The organism is Sphingopyxis sp. GW247-27LB, from assembly GCF_002277025.1.
In the GTDB taxonomy this organism is placed as follows: domain Bacteria; phylum Pseudomonadota; class Alphaproteobacteria; order Sphingomonadales; family Sphingomonadaceae; genus Sphingopyxis.
This window is the reverse complement of sequence record NZ_NIWD01000002.1, coordinates 255,654-269,706: the sequence shown is the minus strand read 5'-3', so window position 1 is coordinate 269,706 and position 14,053 is coordinate 255,654. Positions and strand designations below refer to the sequence as shown.

Here is a 14,053-nt window from a genome sequence, read left to right as displayed (position 1 = left end):
GTGGATCGTCGCCTCCGCGAAGGCGGGGGCCGCTGGAGGCCCATTCCGGCTTCTCCGGCATGAAACGACGGCGGCCCCCGCCTTCGCGGGGGCGACGGAACTCAAAACGGCAGCTTGAACCCCGGCGGCAGCGGCAGGCCGCTGGTCATCTTGCCCATTTCCTCGTTGCTCGCCTGGTCGGCCTTTTCGCGCGCGTCGTTGAACGCGGCGGCGAGCAGATCCTCGAGCATCTGCTTGTCGGCGGGGACGATCAGGCTGTCGTCGATGCGGATCGACTTGATCCGGCCCTTCGCGCTCGCGACGATCCGAACGAGACCGCCGCCCGAAACGCCCTCGACCTCGACGCTGTCGAGCTTCGCCTGCGCCTCCTGCATCTGCGCCTGCACCGTGGCGGCGGCTTCCTGCGCCGCCTTCATCATCTCTTCGATCGATTTCATGGGTTCGACCTATGGCGATTGTCTTCGGGGGGTTCAAGCGTCGCATCGGGAAAAGCCGCCAGGGCGGCCTTCACGACCGGCAGTTCGCGGATGCGCGCGTCATGGTCGGCGATCTTCGCCTGCTGGATCTCGCCGAGGCTCGGCCGCGCCGTCCCCTCGCCGCCGCGCACATGCCAGCGGCTCCCCGTCGCGGCGAGCAGCGCCTCGCCGAGGTCGCGCGCAAAGCCGTCGCCGAGCGCCGGCACCGGCGCGAAGACGAGGCTGCCGGGTTCGAGTTCGATCAGCTTGAGATGGTCGTAGACAAGGCCAGCAAGGCGATGATTTCCCATGCTTTCGAGAAGCTGATGAATCTGCGCCACGGTCAGCGCGGACGCGGGCGCCTCGGGGGTGGGCGCTTCGGCCGCGGCGGGCGCCTCCGCCCTGTCCTCCTTCCCCCCGGAGGGCGCAGGCAAAGGCTGCGGAAGCGCCGACAGACCGCCCGATTCGAGCAGCTTCGCGAGTTCGCCGGGGTCGGGCATCGACGCCGCGTAGATCACGCGCAGCAGCAGCATTTCGAGATGTTCGAGCGGGTTGTTCGCGCGCAGCACCTCGTCATGTCCCTTGAGCAGCAGTTGCCAGAGCCGGTTCAGGGGCGCGAAGCCCAGCTTTTGCGCCCAGTCGCCGATCCGCTCGCGGTCGGCCGCGGCCAGCGCCGGGTCGTCGTGGCGCGACACTTTGGCGAGGGTGATCGCGTGGACCAGGTCCATCAGCCCGCGCACCATCGCGACCGGCTCGATCCCCAGCGCATATTGCGCGCGCGCAAGGTCGATCGCGCCGCCCGCCTCGCCTTCCAGGATCGCCGCCATCAGCTGCGCGATCGCCGAGCGGTCGGACAGGCCGAGCATCACACGCACTTGGTCGGCGCTGATCGTGCCGCCGCCCTCCAGGTCGGCGTGCGCGATCGCCTGGTCGAGGATCGACAGCCCGTCGCGCACCGAGCCTTCGGCGGCGCCCGCGATCAGCCAGATCGCCGGCGCCTCGGCCTCGACGCCTTCCTTCTGCAGGATCGCGCTGAAATGCGCGAAGAGCATGTCGGGGGTGATGCGGCGGAGGTCGAAGCGCTGGCAACGCGACAGCACCGTCACCGGCACCTTGTTCACCTCGGTGGTGGCAAACAGGAATTTGACGTGCGGCGGCGGCTCTTCGAGAGTTTTCAGCAGCGCATTGAAGGCGTTACGCGACAACATGTGCACTTCGTCGATGATGTAGATCTTGTAGCGCGCCGACACCGCGGCATAGCGCACCGCCTCGATGATCTCGCGCACGTCGTCGACGCCGGTGTTCGACGCGGCGTCCATCTCGATCACGTCGATATGGCGCCCCTCGGTGATCGCGCGGCAGGGTTCGCAGACGCCGCACGGGTCGATCGTCGGCCCGCCCTGCCCGTCGGGGCCGATGCAGTTCAAGGCCTTGGCGATCAGCCGCGCGGTCGACGTCTTGCCGACCCCGCGCACCCCGGTCATCAGGAAGGCGTGCGCCAGCCGGTCGCGCGCGATCGCGTTGCCGAGCGTCTTGACCATCGCGTCCTGGCCGATCAGCTCCGCGAAGGTCTGCGGGCGATATTTGCGCGCCAGAACGCGGTACGGACCGCTCGAAACCGCAGCCGCAGGCGTCTCGGGCAGGTCCATGCCCAGCATCGGGGTATCGTCGTCGGCGGAATCGTCCATGCGCCCGTCTTAGGGGCGACGCGCGATCTTGTCGAAGGGGGAAATGGGTGGGAGCCGGAACGACCCGCAGCGAATTCGTTGCGGCTGCTTCCTTCCGGACCTGACCGGGTTGGCGAAGACTGCGTCCGCCCGACTCCCGCGGCGCATATGGCGGGCGCGCGCGCGAAATGCAAGTGATCGAGGTGCAAACCCGTTCGGCCACCTAGTCCTCACTCGCTGCTCCATTTTGTTTCGCACGAAGCCACGAAGCCACAAAGAAGCACTCAAAAATCGTTCGCCCTGAGCTTGTCGAAGGGCCGTTCTTCCTTCTTCCGACGCCGAAAGAAAGGACAGTGCTTCGACAAGCTCAGCACGAACGGTTTGGATAAGCCCCATCTTTGTGGCTTCGTGGCTTCGTGCGAACAATTTGAACCGCGGCTCAATCGGAGCCTCAACGCGGCCCCTGCATGTTGCGGCTTTCCGCCGGGATATGGACCGTCAGCCCGTCCAGTTCCTCGGTCAGTACGATCTGGCACGACAGGCGGCTGGTGCGGCGCGCGCCGGCGGCGAGGTCGAGCATGTCCTCCTCCTCCTCGCTCGCGCGCGGCAGGCGGTCGAAATCCTCACGCGCAACGATGACGTGGCAGGTCGAGCAGGCCATCTGGCCCTCGCACGTCCCTTCGAGCGGCATCAGATGCGCCTGCGCGACGTCGAGCAGGACGTCGCCGGGGTTCGCCTCGGCCTCGGTGCGCCCCTTGCCGTCGGCGTGGACGAAGGTGACGCGCATCAATTGACCCCCTGCAGCCGCGCCGCGGCCTTGATGGCATCGAGGCCGTCGCGAAGCTCGGTCTCGCTCGTATAGCGCCCCCAGCCGAGGCGGATCGACGCGCGCGCGTCGGCTTCGCTGACCCCCATCGCGCGGAGCACATGGCTGACCTTGCCCGACCCGCTGCCGCACGCGCTGCCGAGCGAGAAAGCGACATCGCGCGCGTCGGACATCAGGCGGAGGCCGTTCACGCCTTCGCGCCGGACGTTGAGATTGCCGTGGTAGCGCGGGCTCGCCGCGCCGTTGATCGTCCATTCGGGCAGCATGTCCATCGCGAGCGACCACAGCCGCTCGACATGCGCGGCGTCCGCGTCGAAGCGCTCGGCCGCGAGCGCCGCGGCGGCGCCGAAACCCGCGCACAGCGCCGGCGAGACGGTGCCCGAGCGCATCCCCTGCTCCTGCGCGCCGCCGACCATCAGCGGTTCGAGGTCGACGCCGTCCCGAACCCACAGCGCGCCGATGCCCTTGGGCCCGTGGATCTTGTGCGCCGACAGCGCGATCAGGTCGGGGCCATCGGGAATCGCGACGCGGCCATAGCCCTGCACCGCGTCGCAGAGCAGCAGGCTGTTCTTCGCATGGGCCGCGGCGGCGAAATCGGCGACGGGCTGGATCGTGCCGACCTCGTTGTTGACCAGCATCGTCGCGACGATCCCATTCTGGGGGATCAGCACCTCATCGGACGGCAGCGCGAGCCCCTCGCCATCGACCGGCAGGATCGCCGCGTTCAGCCGTTCGAGGCATTGCAGCGACGCCGCATGTTCGATGCTGAGCCCCGCGACCCCGCCCGGCTTCGCGTCCGCCCCGCGAAACAGCGCCCAGTTGAGCGCCTCGGTCGCGCCCGAAGTAAAGAAGACGCGCCCGCCCCGCGGCAGCAACGCCGCGACCTGATCGCGCGCCACCTCGACCGCGGCGGCGGCGGCGCGGCCGGCCTTGTGCGTGCTGGAGGGATTCGCAAAGCTGTCGCCTTCGTCGCCCAGCCAGCGCAGCATCGCCTCCCGCGCCTCGGGTGCGAGCGGCGTCGTGGCCTGGTAATCGAGGTAGATCATCTTGCGAGCCTCTGCCCCCTAATCCCGTTCGTGTCGAGTAACGCATGAAATCCTCGTCACCCCGGACTTGATCCGGGGTCCCGCTTATCACCGCCGCTGAGCGGGGCCCCGGATCAAGTCGGGGGTGGCGAACGAAGGATGGCAAGGCTTCTTATTGCGAACGATTCGCAAAAGTTGCAACTTGCTACCCATTTTCTATATAGGCGCCGCTTCCGCTCCGCCACCCCGTCTCCCGGCGAATCACTGGCAAGCCCAAGAACCATAGAAGGTGCGCCCATGCCCGACGTCATTTTCCCCGGCCCCGAGGGCCGCATCGAAGGCCGCTTCTCTCCCCCGCCGCGCCCGCGCGCGCCGGTCGCGCTGATCCTGCATCCGCATCCGCAGGGCGGCGGCACGATGAACGACCGCATCACGCAGGCGATGTACAAGAGCTTCGTCGCGCGCGGTTTCGCGGTGCTGCGCTTCAACTTCCGCGGCGTCGGGCGCAGCCAGGGCACGTTCGACAACGGCATCGGCGAGCTCAGCGACGCCGCCTCGGCGCTCGACTGGGTCCAGTCGATCCACCCCGAGGCGCAGACCACCTGGGTCGCGGGCTTCAGCTTCGGTGCGTGGATCGGCATGCAGCTTCTGATGCGCCGTCCCGAGATCCGCGGCTTCCTGTCGGTCGCGCCGCCGGCGAACATGTACGACTTCAGCTTCCTCGCGCCCTGCCCTTCATCGGGCATCATCGTCGCGGGCGGCGCCGACGAGATCGTGCCGCCGGCCGCGGTGCAGAAGCTGGTCGACAAGCTGCGCACGCAAAAGGGCATCACCATCCACCACGACGAGATCCCGCGCGCCAATCACTTCTTCGAACATGAGCTCGAACAGCTGATGAAGTCGCTCGACAATTATCTCGACATGCGCCTCGCGCCGGACTCGCCGATCCGCTGAGGAAAGACCGTCGCCCGCCTTCGCGGGGGCGACGGTCACTTCGTCGGCACCAGCCAGATCGCGATATTGGCGAACATCACCAGCGCCGCGACCAACATCAGCAGCGCGCGGCGGCGGTCGCCCATGCGGAAGACATAGGCTGCGCCGCCGGTCAGGACGACCCCGGTGAGCATCAGCAGGGACATGATGGTGTCGGACATGGCGCGGCTTTACCCCCCGCGTCACAAATTTGCCACCTGGCTTATGGCCAATCTCCCCTCCTTCCACTAAAGCGCGCTCATCGATTCCCTCTTCGCCGCAGGAGACGCGCCATGCGCATCGCCATCGCCTCCGACCACGCCGCCTATGAGCTGAAGGCGCTGCTCGCCGACTGGCTGCGCGGCGAAGGACACGAGGTCGCCGACCTTGGCACCAACGGTCCCGAAAGCGTCGACTATCCCGATTATGGATACCGCCTCGCCGAAGCGGTCGCGAACGGCAGCGCGGAGCGCGGCGTCGCACTGTGCGGATCGGGGATCGGCATCTCGATCTCGGTCAACCGCAACCCGGCGTGCCGCTGCGCGCTCGTGTCCGAACCGCTGTCGGCGAAGCTCGCGCGCGAGCATAATGACGCCAACGTCGTCGCGCTGGGCGCGCGGCTGACCGGCATCGACATGGCCAAGGCGTGCGTCGCCGCCTTTCTCGCTACCGATTTCGCCGGCGACCGCCACGCGCGCCGCGTCGACAAGCTTTCCCACCCGCCCGTCCTGGAGAACAGCCGATGACCACCGAAACGCTCGACAAGCCCATCAAATCGGCCGGCTATTTCACCGATGGCGTCGCCGCCGTCGACCCCGCGGTCGCCGCGGCGATGAAGCATGAACTCGAACGCGAACGCTATCAGATCGAACTGATCGCAAGCGAGAATATCGTCTCCAAGGCGGTGCTCGAGGCGCAGGGATCGGTCTTCACCAACAAATATGCCGAGGGCTATCCGGGCCGCCGCTATTATCAGGGCTGTGCCCCCTCGGACGAGGTCGAGACGCTGGCGATCGACCGCGCCAAGAAACTGTTCGACTGCAATTTCGCGAACGTTCAGCCGCATTCGGGCGCCCAGGCGAACGGCGCGGTGATGCTCGCGCTGACCAAGCCCGGCGCGACGATCCTCGGCATGAGCCTCGACGCCGGCGGCCACCTGACCCACGGCGCGGCGCCCGCGATGTCGGGCAAATGGTTCAACGCGGTCCAGTACGGCGTGCGCGCCGATGACCATCTCGTCGATTTCGATCAGGTCGAGGCGCTGGCGAAGGAACATCGCCCGGCCCTCATCATCGCGGGCGGTTCGGCCTATCCGCGCACGCTCGACTTCGCACGCTTCCGCGCCATCGCCGACGATGTCGGCGCGCTGCTGATGGTCGACATGGCGCATTTCGCGGGGCTCGTCGCCGGCGGCGCGCACCCGTCGCCGATGGAGCATGCGCATGTCGTCACCACGACCACGCACAAGACGCTGCGCGGCCCGCGCGGCGGCATGATCCTGACCAACGACGAGGCGATCGCCAAGCGGATCAACTCGGCGGTCTTCCCCGGCCTGCAGGGCGGCCCGCTGATGCACGTCATCGCCGCGAAGGCCGTGGCGTTCGGCGAGGCGCTGCGCCCCGAGTTCAAAGCCTATGCGAAGGCGACGATCGCCAATGCGCAGGCGCTCGCGAACCGGCTGAAGGCGCGCGGCGCCGATGTCGTGGCGGGCGGCACCGACACCCACCTCGCGCTCATCGACCTGCGCCCGCTCGGCGTCACCGGCCGCGACGCCGACGAGGCGCTCGAGCGCAGCGCGATCACCTGCAACAAGAACGGCATCCCCTTCGACCCGCTGCCGCCGATCAAGACCAGCGGCATCCGCGTCGGCTCGCCCGCCGGAACCACGCGCGGCTTCGGCATCGCCGAATTCGAGGAAATCGGCGACATGGTCGCCGATGTGCTCGAAGCGCTGCGCGACAAGGGCGAGCATGGCGACGCCGATGTCGAGGCCGACGTTCGCGGGCGTGTTCGCGCGCTCTGCGAGCGCTTCCCGATTTACGGAGGCTGATCATGGCGAAGCCCGAAATCGAAACATTGCTCGGCGACACGGTCGAAGAGATCAAGGCGATGGGCAAGCAGGGGATGGACCATCCTTCGACCAAGCCCGTGCTCACCGGCGGCGCGATCGGCGCCGTCGCGGGGGCCGTGCTGCCCGTGATCAGCTGGCCGGTCGGCCTGTTCGCGGGCGCCGCGATCGCGCTCTACAGCCGGATCCGACGCTGATCCATGCGCTGTCCCTATTGCGGCCATGAAGACAGCCAGGTGAAGGACAGCCGTCCGACCGAGGACGGCGCCGCGATCCGCCGCCGCCGCCAGTGCGAGGACTGCGGCGCGCGTTTCACCACCTTCGAGCGCATCCAGCTGCGCGAAGTCGCGGTGCTCAAGGCGGGCGGCACCCGCGAGCCCTTCGACCGCGAGAAGCTGATGCGCAGCGTCCAGATCGCATGCCGCAAGCGCCCGATCGACGGCGCGCGCATCGAACGGCTGGTCTCGGGCATCCAGCGCCAGCTCGAAACCTCGGGCGAGAACGAGGTGCAGGCGGCGCAGATCGGCGCGATGGTGATGGAAGCGCTGAAGGGCTTCGACAATGTCGCCTATATCCGCTTCGCCAGCGTCTATCGCGATTTCACCGAAGCCAAGGATTTCGAGGAATTCGCCGCGACGATCAACGAAGCGGCGCACAAGAACGGCTCGTGAGCAAGGCCCCTCCCCCCGTCATCGTCCTCGTCCGCCCGCAGCTTGGTGAGAATATCGGCAAGGCGGCACGCGCGATGCTCAATTTCGGGCTGACCGAGTTGCGCCTCGTCGCCCCGCGCGACGGCTGGCCCAATCCCGACGCGGGGCCCGCCGCCTCGGGCGCCGACCGCGTCCTCGCCGACGCCGTGGTGTTCGACAGCCTTGCCGAGGCGGTCGCCGATTGCGGCCACATCTATGCGACCACGGTGCGCAAGCGCGGCGTGACCAAGCCGGTGCTGACCCCCGAGGCGGCCGCGCGGCAGGTTCATGCGACCGCGCTGCGATCGGCCTATGTCTTCGGGCCCGAACGCTCGGGCCTCGAAAGCGACGACGTCGCGCTCGCGCACGAGATCGTCACCGTGCCGATCAACCCCGAATTCGGGTCGCTGAACCTCGCGCAGGCGGTGATCCTGCTCGCCTATGAATGGTCGAAGGGCATGAGCCTCGCGAGCCCGCCCGACGTGCCGCTCGATCCCCCCGCCCCGCACGGCGAACTCGAGGATCTGATCGAACACCTCGTCCGCGACCTCGACGCCGCGGGCTATTTCTTCCCGCCCGAGCGGACCACGGCGACGCTGCGGACGCTGCGCACCGCGCTGACCAAGACCGGCTGGTCGCACAACGACATCCGGATGATGCACGGCATCGTCACGACGCTGGGCCGCGCGCGCAAGTCGGCGCGCGGGAGCGGAGGCGACTAGCTTGAGGCGCGTCGCGGTTGGCGATAGGGTGAGGCACCTCCGAGGAGCCCGGCGCGAATGACGGACAGCAAGCCGAGATATCGAAGCTACACCAGCCCCGCGGGCGGCTGGGGCGCCGCCGCCGCGACCGCGAAGGTGCTGCTCGAACAGAGCGTCGTCACCAAGGGCTCGCGCGCGCTGCTGTCGATGAACCAGCCCGGCGGCTTCAAATGCCCGAGCTGCGCCTTCCCCGACGCCGATTGCACCAAGACGCTCGAATTCTGCGAAAATGGCGCCAAGGCGCTCGCGCACGAGGCGACGAAGTTCCGCGTAACGCGCGATTTCTTTGCGCAGCACAGCGTGGCCGAGCTGATGGCGCAGTCCGACTATTGGCTCGAAATGCAGGGCCGCCTGACCGAGCCGATGCGCTACGATCCCGCGACCGATCATTATGTGCCGGTGAGCTGGGACGAGGCCTTCGCGACGATCGGCCGCCATCTTCGCGCGCTCGATGACCCCAACGCGGCCGAATTCTATACCTCGGGCCGCACCCCGAACGAGGCCGCCTTCCTCTATTCGATCTTCGTGCGCGAATATGGCACGAACAATTTCCCCGACTGTTCGAACATGTGCCACGAACCGACGAGCCGCGGCCTGCCGCCCGCGATCGGGGTCGGCAAGGGCACGGTGGTGCTCGAGGATTTCGAACAGGCGCAAGCGATCTTCGTCATCGGCCAGAACCCCGGCACCAACGCGCCGCGGATGATGACCCTGCTCGTCGAGGCGCGGAAGCGCGGCGTCCCCATCGTCGCGGTCAACCCGATGCCCGAACGCGCGCTGATCCGCTTCACCGAACCGCAGGACGCCATCCAGATGGCGACCTTCGGCTCGACCGAGATCGCGAGCGAGTTCGTCCATATCCGCGTCGGCGGCGACCTCGCGCTGCTCAAGGGCATGATGAAGGTGATGGTCGAGCGCGAGGCGGCGGGCGAGACCGTCTTCGACCACAACTTCCTCCGCGAGCACACCGAAGGCTTCGCGGAGCTGAAGGCCGATATCGAGGCGCAGGACTGGGCCGACATCGTCGCGGCATCCGGGGTTTCGGAAGAGCAGATTCGTCGCTGCGCCGAAATCTACATCCGCTCGAAGGCGACGATCATCTGCTACGGCATGGGGTTGACCCAGCACCAGCTCGGGTCGCGGCTGGTGCAGCAGGTCGCGAACATCCTGCTGCTCAAGGGCAATTACGGGCGGCCCGGCGCGGGCATCTCGCCGATCCGCGGCCATTCGAACGTCCAGGGCGACCGCACCGTCGGCATCGACGAAAAGCCGGGCGCGGCCTATCTCGACCGGGTGCGCGACGTCTTCGGTTTCAACCCGCCGCGCGCGCACGGCCATCACACGATCGAATCGGTCGAGGCGATGCTCGCAGGCACCGCGAAGGTCTTCATCGGGCTCGGCGGCAATTTCGTCCGCGCGGTGCCCGACACCGAGCGGGCCTATGATGCGATGCGAAAGCTCGACCTGACCGTCGGCATCGCGACCAAGCTCAACCGCGGGCACCTCGTTCACGGCAGGGAGGCGCTGATCCTCCCCGTCGTCGCGCGCTCCGAGCGTATCGAGACCGCGGCGGGCGAGCAGTTCGTGACGATCGAGGATTCGATGTCGAACGTCACCGCCTCGCGCGGCGTGCTCGACCCCGCGAGCCCGCATCTGATGCCCGAGGTCGAGATCGTCTGCCGCATGGCGATGGCGGCGCTGCCGGCCAGCAAGGTCGACTGGGCGGGCTATATCGACGATTATGGCCGCATCCGCGACAAGATCGCCGAGGTCTATCCCGCGATCTACGAAGGCTTTTCGGAGCGGATCAAGGCGCCGCGCGGCTTCCACCTCGATATCCCGCCGCGCCGCCGCGTGTGGGCGACCCCCAACGGCAAGGCCAATTTCCTGGTCCTGCCCGGCCTCGCGGTCAACGCCGAGATCGCCGACCCCGCGATGCTGCGGCTCGCGACGGTGCGCTCGCACGATCAGTTCAACACCACCATCTACAGCTACAACGACCGCTATCGCGGCGTGCGCGGCGACCGGATGATACTGTTCATGAACGCCGCGGATCGCGAAGCGCGCGGGCTCGACGCCGGCGCGCGCGTCGCGCTCGAAACGATCAGCGACGACGGCGTCGAGCGGCGCGTCGACGGGCTGACGATCATCGACTATCCGATGTCGCGCGGCGCCGTGGCGGGCTATTATCCCGAGCTCAACCCGCTGCTGCCGCTCGACCATTACGACCGGATCAGCGGCACGCCCGCGGCGAAGTCGATCCCGGTTCGCGTCGTCGCTCCGGCGGCGAAAGGCTAACGCGCCGATGGCCGCACGGCGCGATTTCGCTCCGGGGGATCGCATCGCGCCCGCGCGCTTCCTGCTTTTCGTTGCGACCTTCCTCGCGGCGGGCGGCGCGGCGATGGCGGCGGACGCTCCCCCGCGCATCGCGCTGCTGACCGGCTTCGACGCCGCCGCCTTCCTCTTCCTCTGCGCGGCCTGGCCGCTGCTCGGCGCCGACCCCGACGCGATGCGCCGCACCGCCGAGCGCAACGACGCCAACCGCGCAGGCCTCCTCGCCATCTCGGTGCTCCTGTCGCTCGTCATCCTGTTCGCGGTCGGTTCGCTGATCGCGGGGCCGCAGGCGCTCGGCCGCGGCGACATCGTGCTGATCGTCGCGACGCTCGCCCTCTCGTGGCTATTCGCGAACCTCGTCTTCACGCTCCATTATGCCCATCTCTTCTATCTCCAGCCGCACGGCCACGACCGCGGCGGGCTGGAGTTTCCGGGCGCGGGCGAGCCGGGCTATTGGGACTTCCTCTATTTCAGCTTCACGCTCGGCATGACCTTCCAGACCTCCGACGTGACGATTTCAGGCGCGCATATGCGGCGCGTCGTGCTCGGCCACTCGCTCGCCGCCTTCCTGTTCAACATGGGGATATTGGCATTCACGGTGAACGCGATCGGCGGCGCCTAAAGCCCGCTGACCGCCTCGCCGCTGATGACCAGCGCCGAATCGGGCCGCGCGAGCGCGATCAGCGTCAGCCCCGCGGCAGCGGCGCGCTCGGCGGCGAGGCTGGTCGGCGCGGAGATGGTGACGAGCATCGGGCAGCCCGCGCGGACAGTCTTTTCGACCAGTTCGTAGCTGCACCGCGCCGACAGCAGGATGAAGCCGCTCGCGGGATCGATGCCGGCGCGCGCGAGCGCCCCGATCAGCTTGTCGAGCGCATTGTGCCGCCCGACATCCTCGCGCGCGAGCCGGATCGCGCCGTCCGGCGAACAAAAGGCCGCGGCGTGGACCGCGCCCGTCGCGCGCCCGAGCGGCTGGTGATCGCCGAGCGATGCGAGCGCGGCGGCGAGTCCCGCGCGATCGACCGCGATGCTTGCAGTGACCGCGGGCAGCGGGCGCAGCACCTGCTCGATGTTCTCGATCCCGCACAGCCCGCAGCTGCTCTCGCTCACCCGGTTTCGCGCCCGCTCCAGCGCCTGCGCGGCGCGCTCGGGCGGCAGCCAGATGCGCAGCGCCCAGCCGCCCTCGATGGCCTGCGCGTCGATGCCGCGAACCTGACCGGGGCCGTCGACCAGCCCCTCGCTCATCGCGAAGCCGAGCCCATAGTCCTCGAGGTCGGAGGGCGTCGCCATCATCACGGCATAGCCGATGCCGCAGACTTCGATCGACACCGGCGCCTCGATCGGCACCGCACGCGTCAGCGCGTCATCGCCGGGTTCGCCCAGACCGATGCGCCGGACCGGAAGCGCGATCGAGTCGCGTTCGAACATTCGGGAATCGGACTCTTCCATCTACGGCACCTCGGATCGGGGCGAACGGATTGTCCGCCCGCCCCGGTCTATCCGAATATCCGCCGCAAATCGCCTGCCCGTTTGCAGGTGCGCTATCGCGCCGACGGGGTCCGCCGCGCGAGCTGATAGTCGTAAAGCGATGGCGCGCTGGCGACCGCCTGCCCCGTCCCCTCGATATAGGGCGTGGGGTTATAGTGGACCGCGATCGCGCGGTTCGCGTGCAGCCCGACGATCCGCTCGCCGGGGCCCTCGAGCCCGCTGTCGATCATCACCGTCGCGTCGTGCGGAACATTGTCGGGAATGACGAGCCGCGCGTTCCAGACGGTGTTGTAGAGGCCGTGCCCCGGCTTCCAATAGGGTGCGCCGCCGCCGACCCACAATTGATAGCGCCAGTCGCCCTTCACCAATCTGGGGTCGATCCGCAGCGTCACCTGATCGAACAGATTCTGGTGGTTCGATCCGCTGTGCTGGTCGATCATCGCGTGCGTCTCGACATCGGCGCGCAGGAACACCGAGCGCGTCGAGCGCGTGTTGACGCTCAGCGGATGGATCACCGGGTTTGCGACCTTCAGATTCTTCACCAGCACATTGTGCACGGCGCCGACGTGCACCGAATAATGCGCGCGGCGATCGCCCGTGGTCGTGATGTCGGAAATCGTCAGGCTCGCGGCATTGTCGGTGAGGATGCCGCTGTCCGAGCGATCGATCGTCAGCTTGCGGATCCAGCCGTCGAACACGCCGGTCATGTAGATGCCGTTATAGCCCTGCTCCAGATGGTGACCGAAGGCGGGCGCCTCTGGAAATTGCAGCCGCAGATTCTGGATGCCGATGTTCGAAAGATGCTCCCACCGCGCCACCACCGCGGGCTGGTCGGCACGCACGTCGTGGAGCAGCGGATCGCCGAGGGTCACCGTCTTGCCGCGGATCGCCGCGACGCGCGTCGACTGGACCACGACCGGCCGGTTCGGCGAACTCCAGTGGTGCGACCCGATCGGCAGGTCGGTGTCGCCGTAAAGCGATTTCAGTATCCGGCTATCGGGCCCGTCGACCGAGAACCATTGGAGCTGGACGACATCGCCGACGTGCAGCTTCGCCGGATCGTCGACGGTCAGCATACGCCCGAACTGCTTGCCCGCGACGCCGTTCGCGAGCACCGGATCGCGAACGTCCTTGCTGCCGTCGTAGGAGACGGGGCGCGTATTCTCCGGCCCGACGAAGATCATCCCGCCGGCCCAGCTATATTCGGTGAACAGATAGTCGATATTATGCTCGGGCTCGACCTGATATTTCTTCTCGTGCACCAGATAGGCGCGAAGCTCGTCGAAAGCGTGGCTCTTGTCGATCAGCTTCAGCGGCCGCGGAAAGAAGAGTTCGCTTCCCCCCGCCCCGTCCCCGGCGCCGTCGAGAACGATGTCGCTGCGCGTGATCCGCAGCACCTCGGTGATCTGCGTCCGCCCCGCCGGAAAGCGCAGCGTGACCTTGCCCTTCACCTTGTTCGCGGCATCGAGCGCGCGCAGCACCGCCTTGCTGTCGTCGAGCCCGTCGTCGGGGACCACGCCATAATCGGTGACATCGACCACCGTCCCCGCATCCTCGGGGATCGGCGCGGTGCCGAAGCCGTAGCCGGCATAGCTGTAATCGGGCAACGGCTGCGCCGCCTGCGTCGCGGGATCGGCAAGGATTTTCGGCAGTGCCGGCGGCTCGGCGCGCGCAGACACCGCGCCGGCGGCGGCGGCCAGGATGATGCAAAAGGCGCGTGTTCCCGCGCTCGGCGACCTCATGGATTCTCTTCCCTTTCCCGCTTCAGAAT

At 67.9% G+C, this 14,053-nt stretch carries 15 protein-coding genes and 1 other RNA gene; 8 read left to right on the top strand and 8 right to left on the bottom strand.

Annotated features, from left to right (window positions below):
• Window positions 1–101: 101 nt before the first annotated feature.
• The 5 genes from CD928_RS01325 to CD928_RS01305 form a co-directional block, all read right to left on the bottom strand.
• A complete protein-coding gene (locus CD928_RS01325) occupies window positions 102–437 on the bottom strand; it encodes a YbaB/EbfC family nucleoid-associated protein (protein WP_095383854.1) in 336 nt (111 codons plus the stop codon).
• Window positions 434–2,104, bottom strand: coding sequence for a DNA polymerase III subunit gamma/tau (locus CD928_RS01320; protein ID WP_255247026.1), 1,671 nt, complete (start codon window positions 2,102–2,104; stop codon window positions 434–436). Before CD928_RS01320 ends, CD928_RS01325 begins: the two co-directional genes overlap by 4 nt.
• Before the next feature lie 82 nt (window positions 2,105–2,186).
• Window positions 2,187–2,284: signal recognition particle sRNA small type (gene ffs, locus CD928_RS01315), an RNA gene on the bottom strand.
• 289 nt (window positions 2,285–2,573) lie between these two features.
• Window positions 2,574–2,912, bottom strand: a complete 339-nt coding sequence (locus CD928_RS01310; RefSeq protein ID WP_095383848.1) for a 2Fe-2S iron-sulfur cluster-binding protein — start codon at window positions 2,910–2,912, stop codon at window positions 2,574–2,576.
• Window positions 2,909–3,994: a cysteine desulfurase family protein gene (locus tag CD928_RS01305; protein ID WP_095383845.1), complete on the bottom strand. Its 1,086-nt coding sequence runs from the start codon at window positions 3,992–3,994 to the stop codon at window positions 2,909–2,911. Before CD928_RS01305 ends, CD928_RS01310 begins: the two co-directional genes overlap by 4 nt.
• 276 nt (window positions 3,995–4,270) lie before the next feature.
• Here CD928_RS01305 and CD928_RS01300 point away from each other — a divergent pair, with 276 nt between their 5' ends.
• Window positions 4,271–4,927 (top strand): alpha/beta hydrolase, encoded by a 657-nt coding sequence (locus tag CD928_RS01300; protein WP_053553654.1) that lies wholly within the window; start codon window positions 4,271–4,273, stop codon window positions 4,925–4,927.
• Window positions 4,928–4,962: 35 nt separating this feature from the next.
• On the opposite strand, the gene CD928_RS23250 is transcribed toward CD928_RS01300, so the two are convergent.
• Window positions 4,963–5,127, bottom strand: a complete 165-nt coding sequence (locus CD928_RS23250) for a hypothetical protein (RefSeq protein ID WP_176473400.1) — start codon at window positions 5,125–5,127, stop codon at window positions 4,963–4,965.
• 111 nt (window positions 5,128–5,238) lie between these two features.
• Here CD928_RS23250 and rpiB point away from each other — a divergent pair, with 111 nt between their 5' ends.
• Genes rpiB through CD928_RS01265 form a run of 7 tightly spaced genes read left to right on the top strand, consistent with a single transcriptional unit; the run spans window position 5,239 to window position 11,419 of the window.
• A complete protein-coding gene (gene rpiB, locus CD928_RS01295; RefSeq protein ID WP_095383842.1) occupies window positions 5,239–5,691 on the top strand; it encodes a ribose 5-phosphate isomerase B in 453 nt (150 codons plus the stop codon).
• A complete protein-coding gene (glyA, locus tag CD928_RS01290; RefSeq protein WP_095383839.1) occupies window positions 5,688–6,995 on the top strand; it encodes a serine hydroxymethyltransferase in 1,308 nt (435 codons plus the stop codon). The genes rpiB and glyA overlap by 4 nt, the downstream gene beginning before the upstream one ends.
• Window positions 6,996–6,997: 2 nt before the next feature.
• On the top strand, window positions 6,998–7,210 hold the full coding sequence (locus CD928_RS01285) for a hypothetical protein (protein WP_095383836.1): 213 nt from the start codon (window positions 6,998–7,000) through the stop codon (window positions 7,208–7,210).
• Window positions 7,211–7,213: 3 nt separating this feature from the next.
• Window positions 7,214–7,684, top strand: a complete 471-nt coding sequence (gene nrdR, locus CD928_RS01280; protein WP_053553650.1) for a transcriptional regulator NrdR — start codon at window positions 7,214–7,216, stop codon at window positions 7,682–7,684.
• On the top strand, window positions 7,681–8,424 hold the full coding sequence (locus CD928_RS01275; protein WP_095383833.1) for an RNA methyltransferase: 744 nt from the start codon (window positions 7,681–7,683) through the stop codon (window positions 8,422–8,424). Before nrdR ends, CD928_RS01275 begins: the two co-directional genes overlap by 4 nt.
• A 57-nt stretch (window positions 8,425–8,481) precedes the next feature.
• Complete coding sequence (locus CD928_RS01270; protein WP_095383831.1) at window positions 8,482–10,761, top strand: FdhF/YdeP family oxidoreductase; 2,280 nt, start codon at window positions 8,482–8,484, stop codon at window positions 10,759–10,761.
• A gap of 7 nt (window positions 10,762–10,768) precedes the next feature.
• A complete protein-coding gene (locus CD928_RS01265; protein WP_095383828.1) occupies window positions 10,769–11,419 on the top strand; it encodes a DUF1345 domain-containing protein in 651 nt (216 codons plus the stop codon).
• On the opposite strand, the gene fdhD is transcribed toward CD928_RS01265, so the two are convergent.
• Both fdhD and CD928_RS01255 read right to left on the bottom strand, forming a co-directional pair.
• Window positions 11,416–12,222 (bottom strand): formate dehydrogenase accessory sulfurtransferase FdhD, encoded by an 807-nt coding sequence (gene fdhD, locus CD928_RS01260; protein ID WP_095383825.1) that lies wholly within the window; start codon window positions 12,220–12,222, stop codon window positions 11,416–11,418. The genes CD928_RS01265 and fdhD overlap by 4 nt on opposite strands.
• A gap of 113 nt (window positions 12,223–12,335) precedes the next feature.
• Window positions 12,336–14,024, bottom strand: coding sequence for a hypothetical protein (locus CD928_RS01255; RefSeq protein ID WP_095383822.1), 1,689 nt, complete (start codon window positions 14,022–14,024; stop codon window positions 12,336–12,338).
• Window positions 14,025–14,053 lie beyond the last annotated feature (29 nt).

Excerpts from the sequence above, each read along its gene's own strand:
- CD928_RS01300 (WP_053553654.1), top strand. The coding sequence starts at position 4,271 with ATGCCCGACGTCATTTTCCCCGGCCCCGAGGGCCGCATCGAAGGCCGC.
- CD928_RS01270 (WP_095383831.1), top strand. The coding sequence starts at position 8,482 with ATGACGGACAGCAAGCCGAGATATCGAAGCTACACCAGCCCCGCGGGC.
- glyA (WP_095383839.1), top strand. The coding sequence starts at position 5,688 with ATGACCACCGAAACGCTCGACAAGCCCATCAAATCGGCCGGCTATTTC.
- CD928_RS01265 (WP_095383828.1), top strand. The coding sequence starts at position 10,769 with ATGGCCGCACGGCGCGATTTCGCTCCGGGGGATCGCATCGCGCCCGCG.
- fdhD (WP_095383825.1), bottom strand. The coding sequence starts at position 12,222 with ATGTTCGAACGCGACTCGATCGCGCTTCCGGTCCGGCGCATCGGTCTG.
- CD928_RS01320 (WP_255247026.1), bottom strand. The coding sequence starts at position 2,104 with ATGGACCTGCCCGAGACGCCTGCGGCTGCGGTTTCGAGCGGTCCGTAC.
- CD928_RS01285 (WP_095383836.1), top strand. The coding sequence starts at position 6,998 with ATGGCGAAGCCCGAAATCGAAACATTGCTCGGCGACACGGTCGAAGAG.
- CD928_RS01255 (WP_095383822.1), bottom strand. The coding sequence starts at position 14,024 with ATGAGGTCGCCGAGCGCGGGAACACGCGCCTTTTGCATCATCCTGGCC.
- rpiB (WP_095383842.1), top strand. The coding sequence starts at position 5,239 with ATGCGCATCGCCATCGCCTCCGACCACGCCGCCTATGAGCTGAAGGCG.
- nrdR (WP_053553650.1), top strand. The coding sequence starts at position 7,214 with ATGCGCTGTCCCTATTGCGGCCATGAAGACAGCCAGGTGAAGGACAGC.
- CD928_RS01305 (WP_095383845.1), bottom strand. The coding sequence starts at position 3,994 with ATGATCTACCTCGATTACCAGGCCACGACGCCGCTCGCACCCGAGGCG.
- CD928_RS23250 (WP_176473400.1), bottom strand. The coding sequence starts at position 5,127 with ATGTCCGACACCATCATGTCCCTGCTGATGCTCACCGGGGTCGTCCTG.
- CD928_RS01325 (WP_095383854.1), bottom strand. The coding sequence starts at position 437 with ATGAAATCGATCGAAGAGATGATGAAGGCGGCGCAGGAAGCCGCCGCC.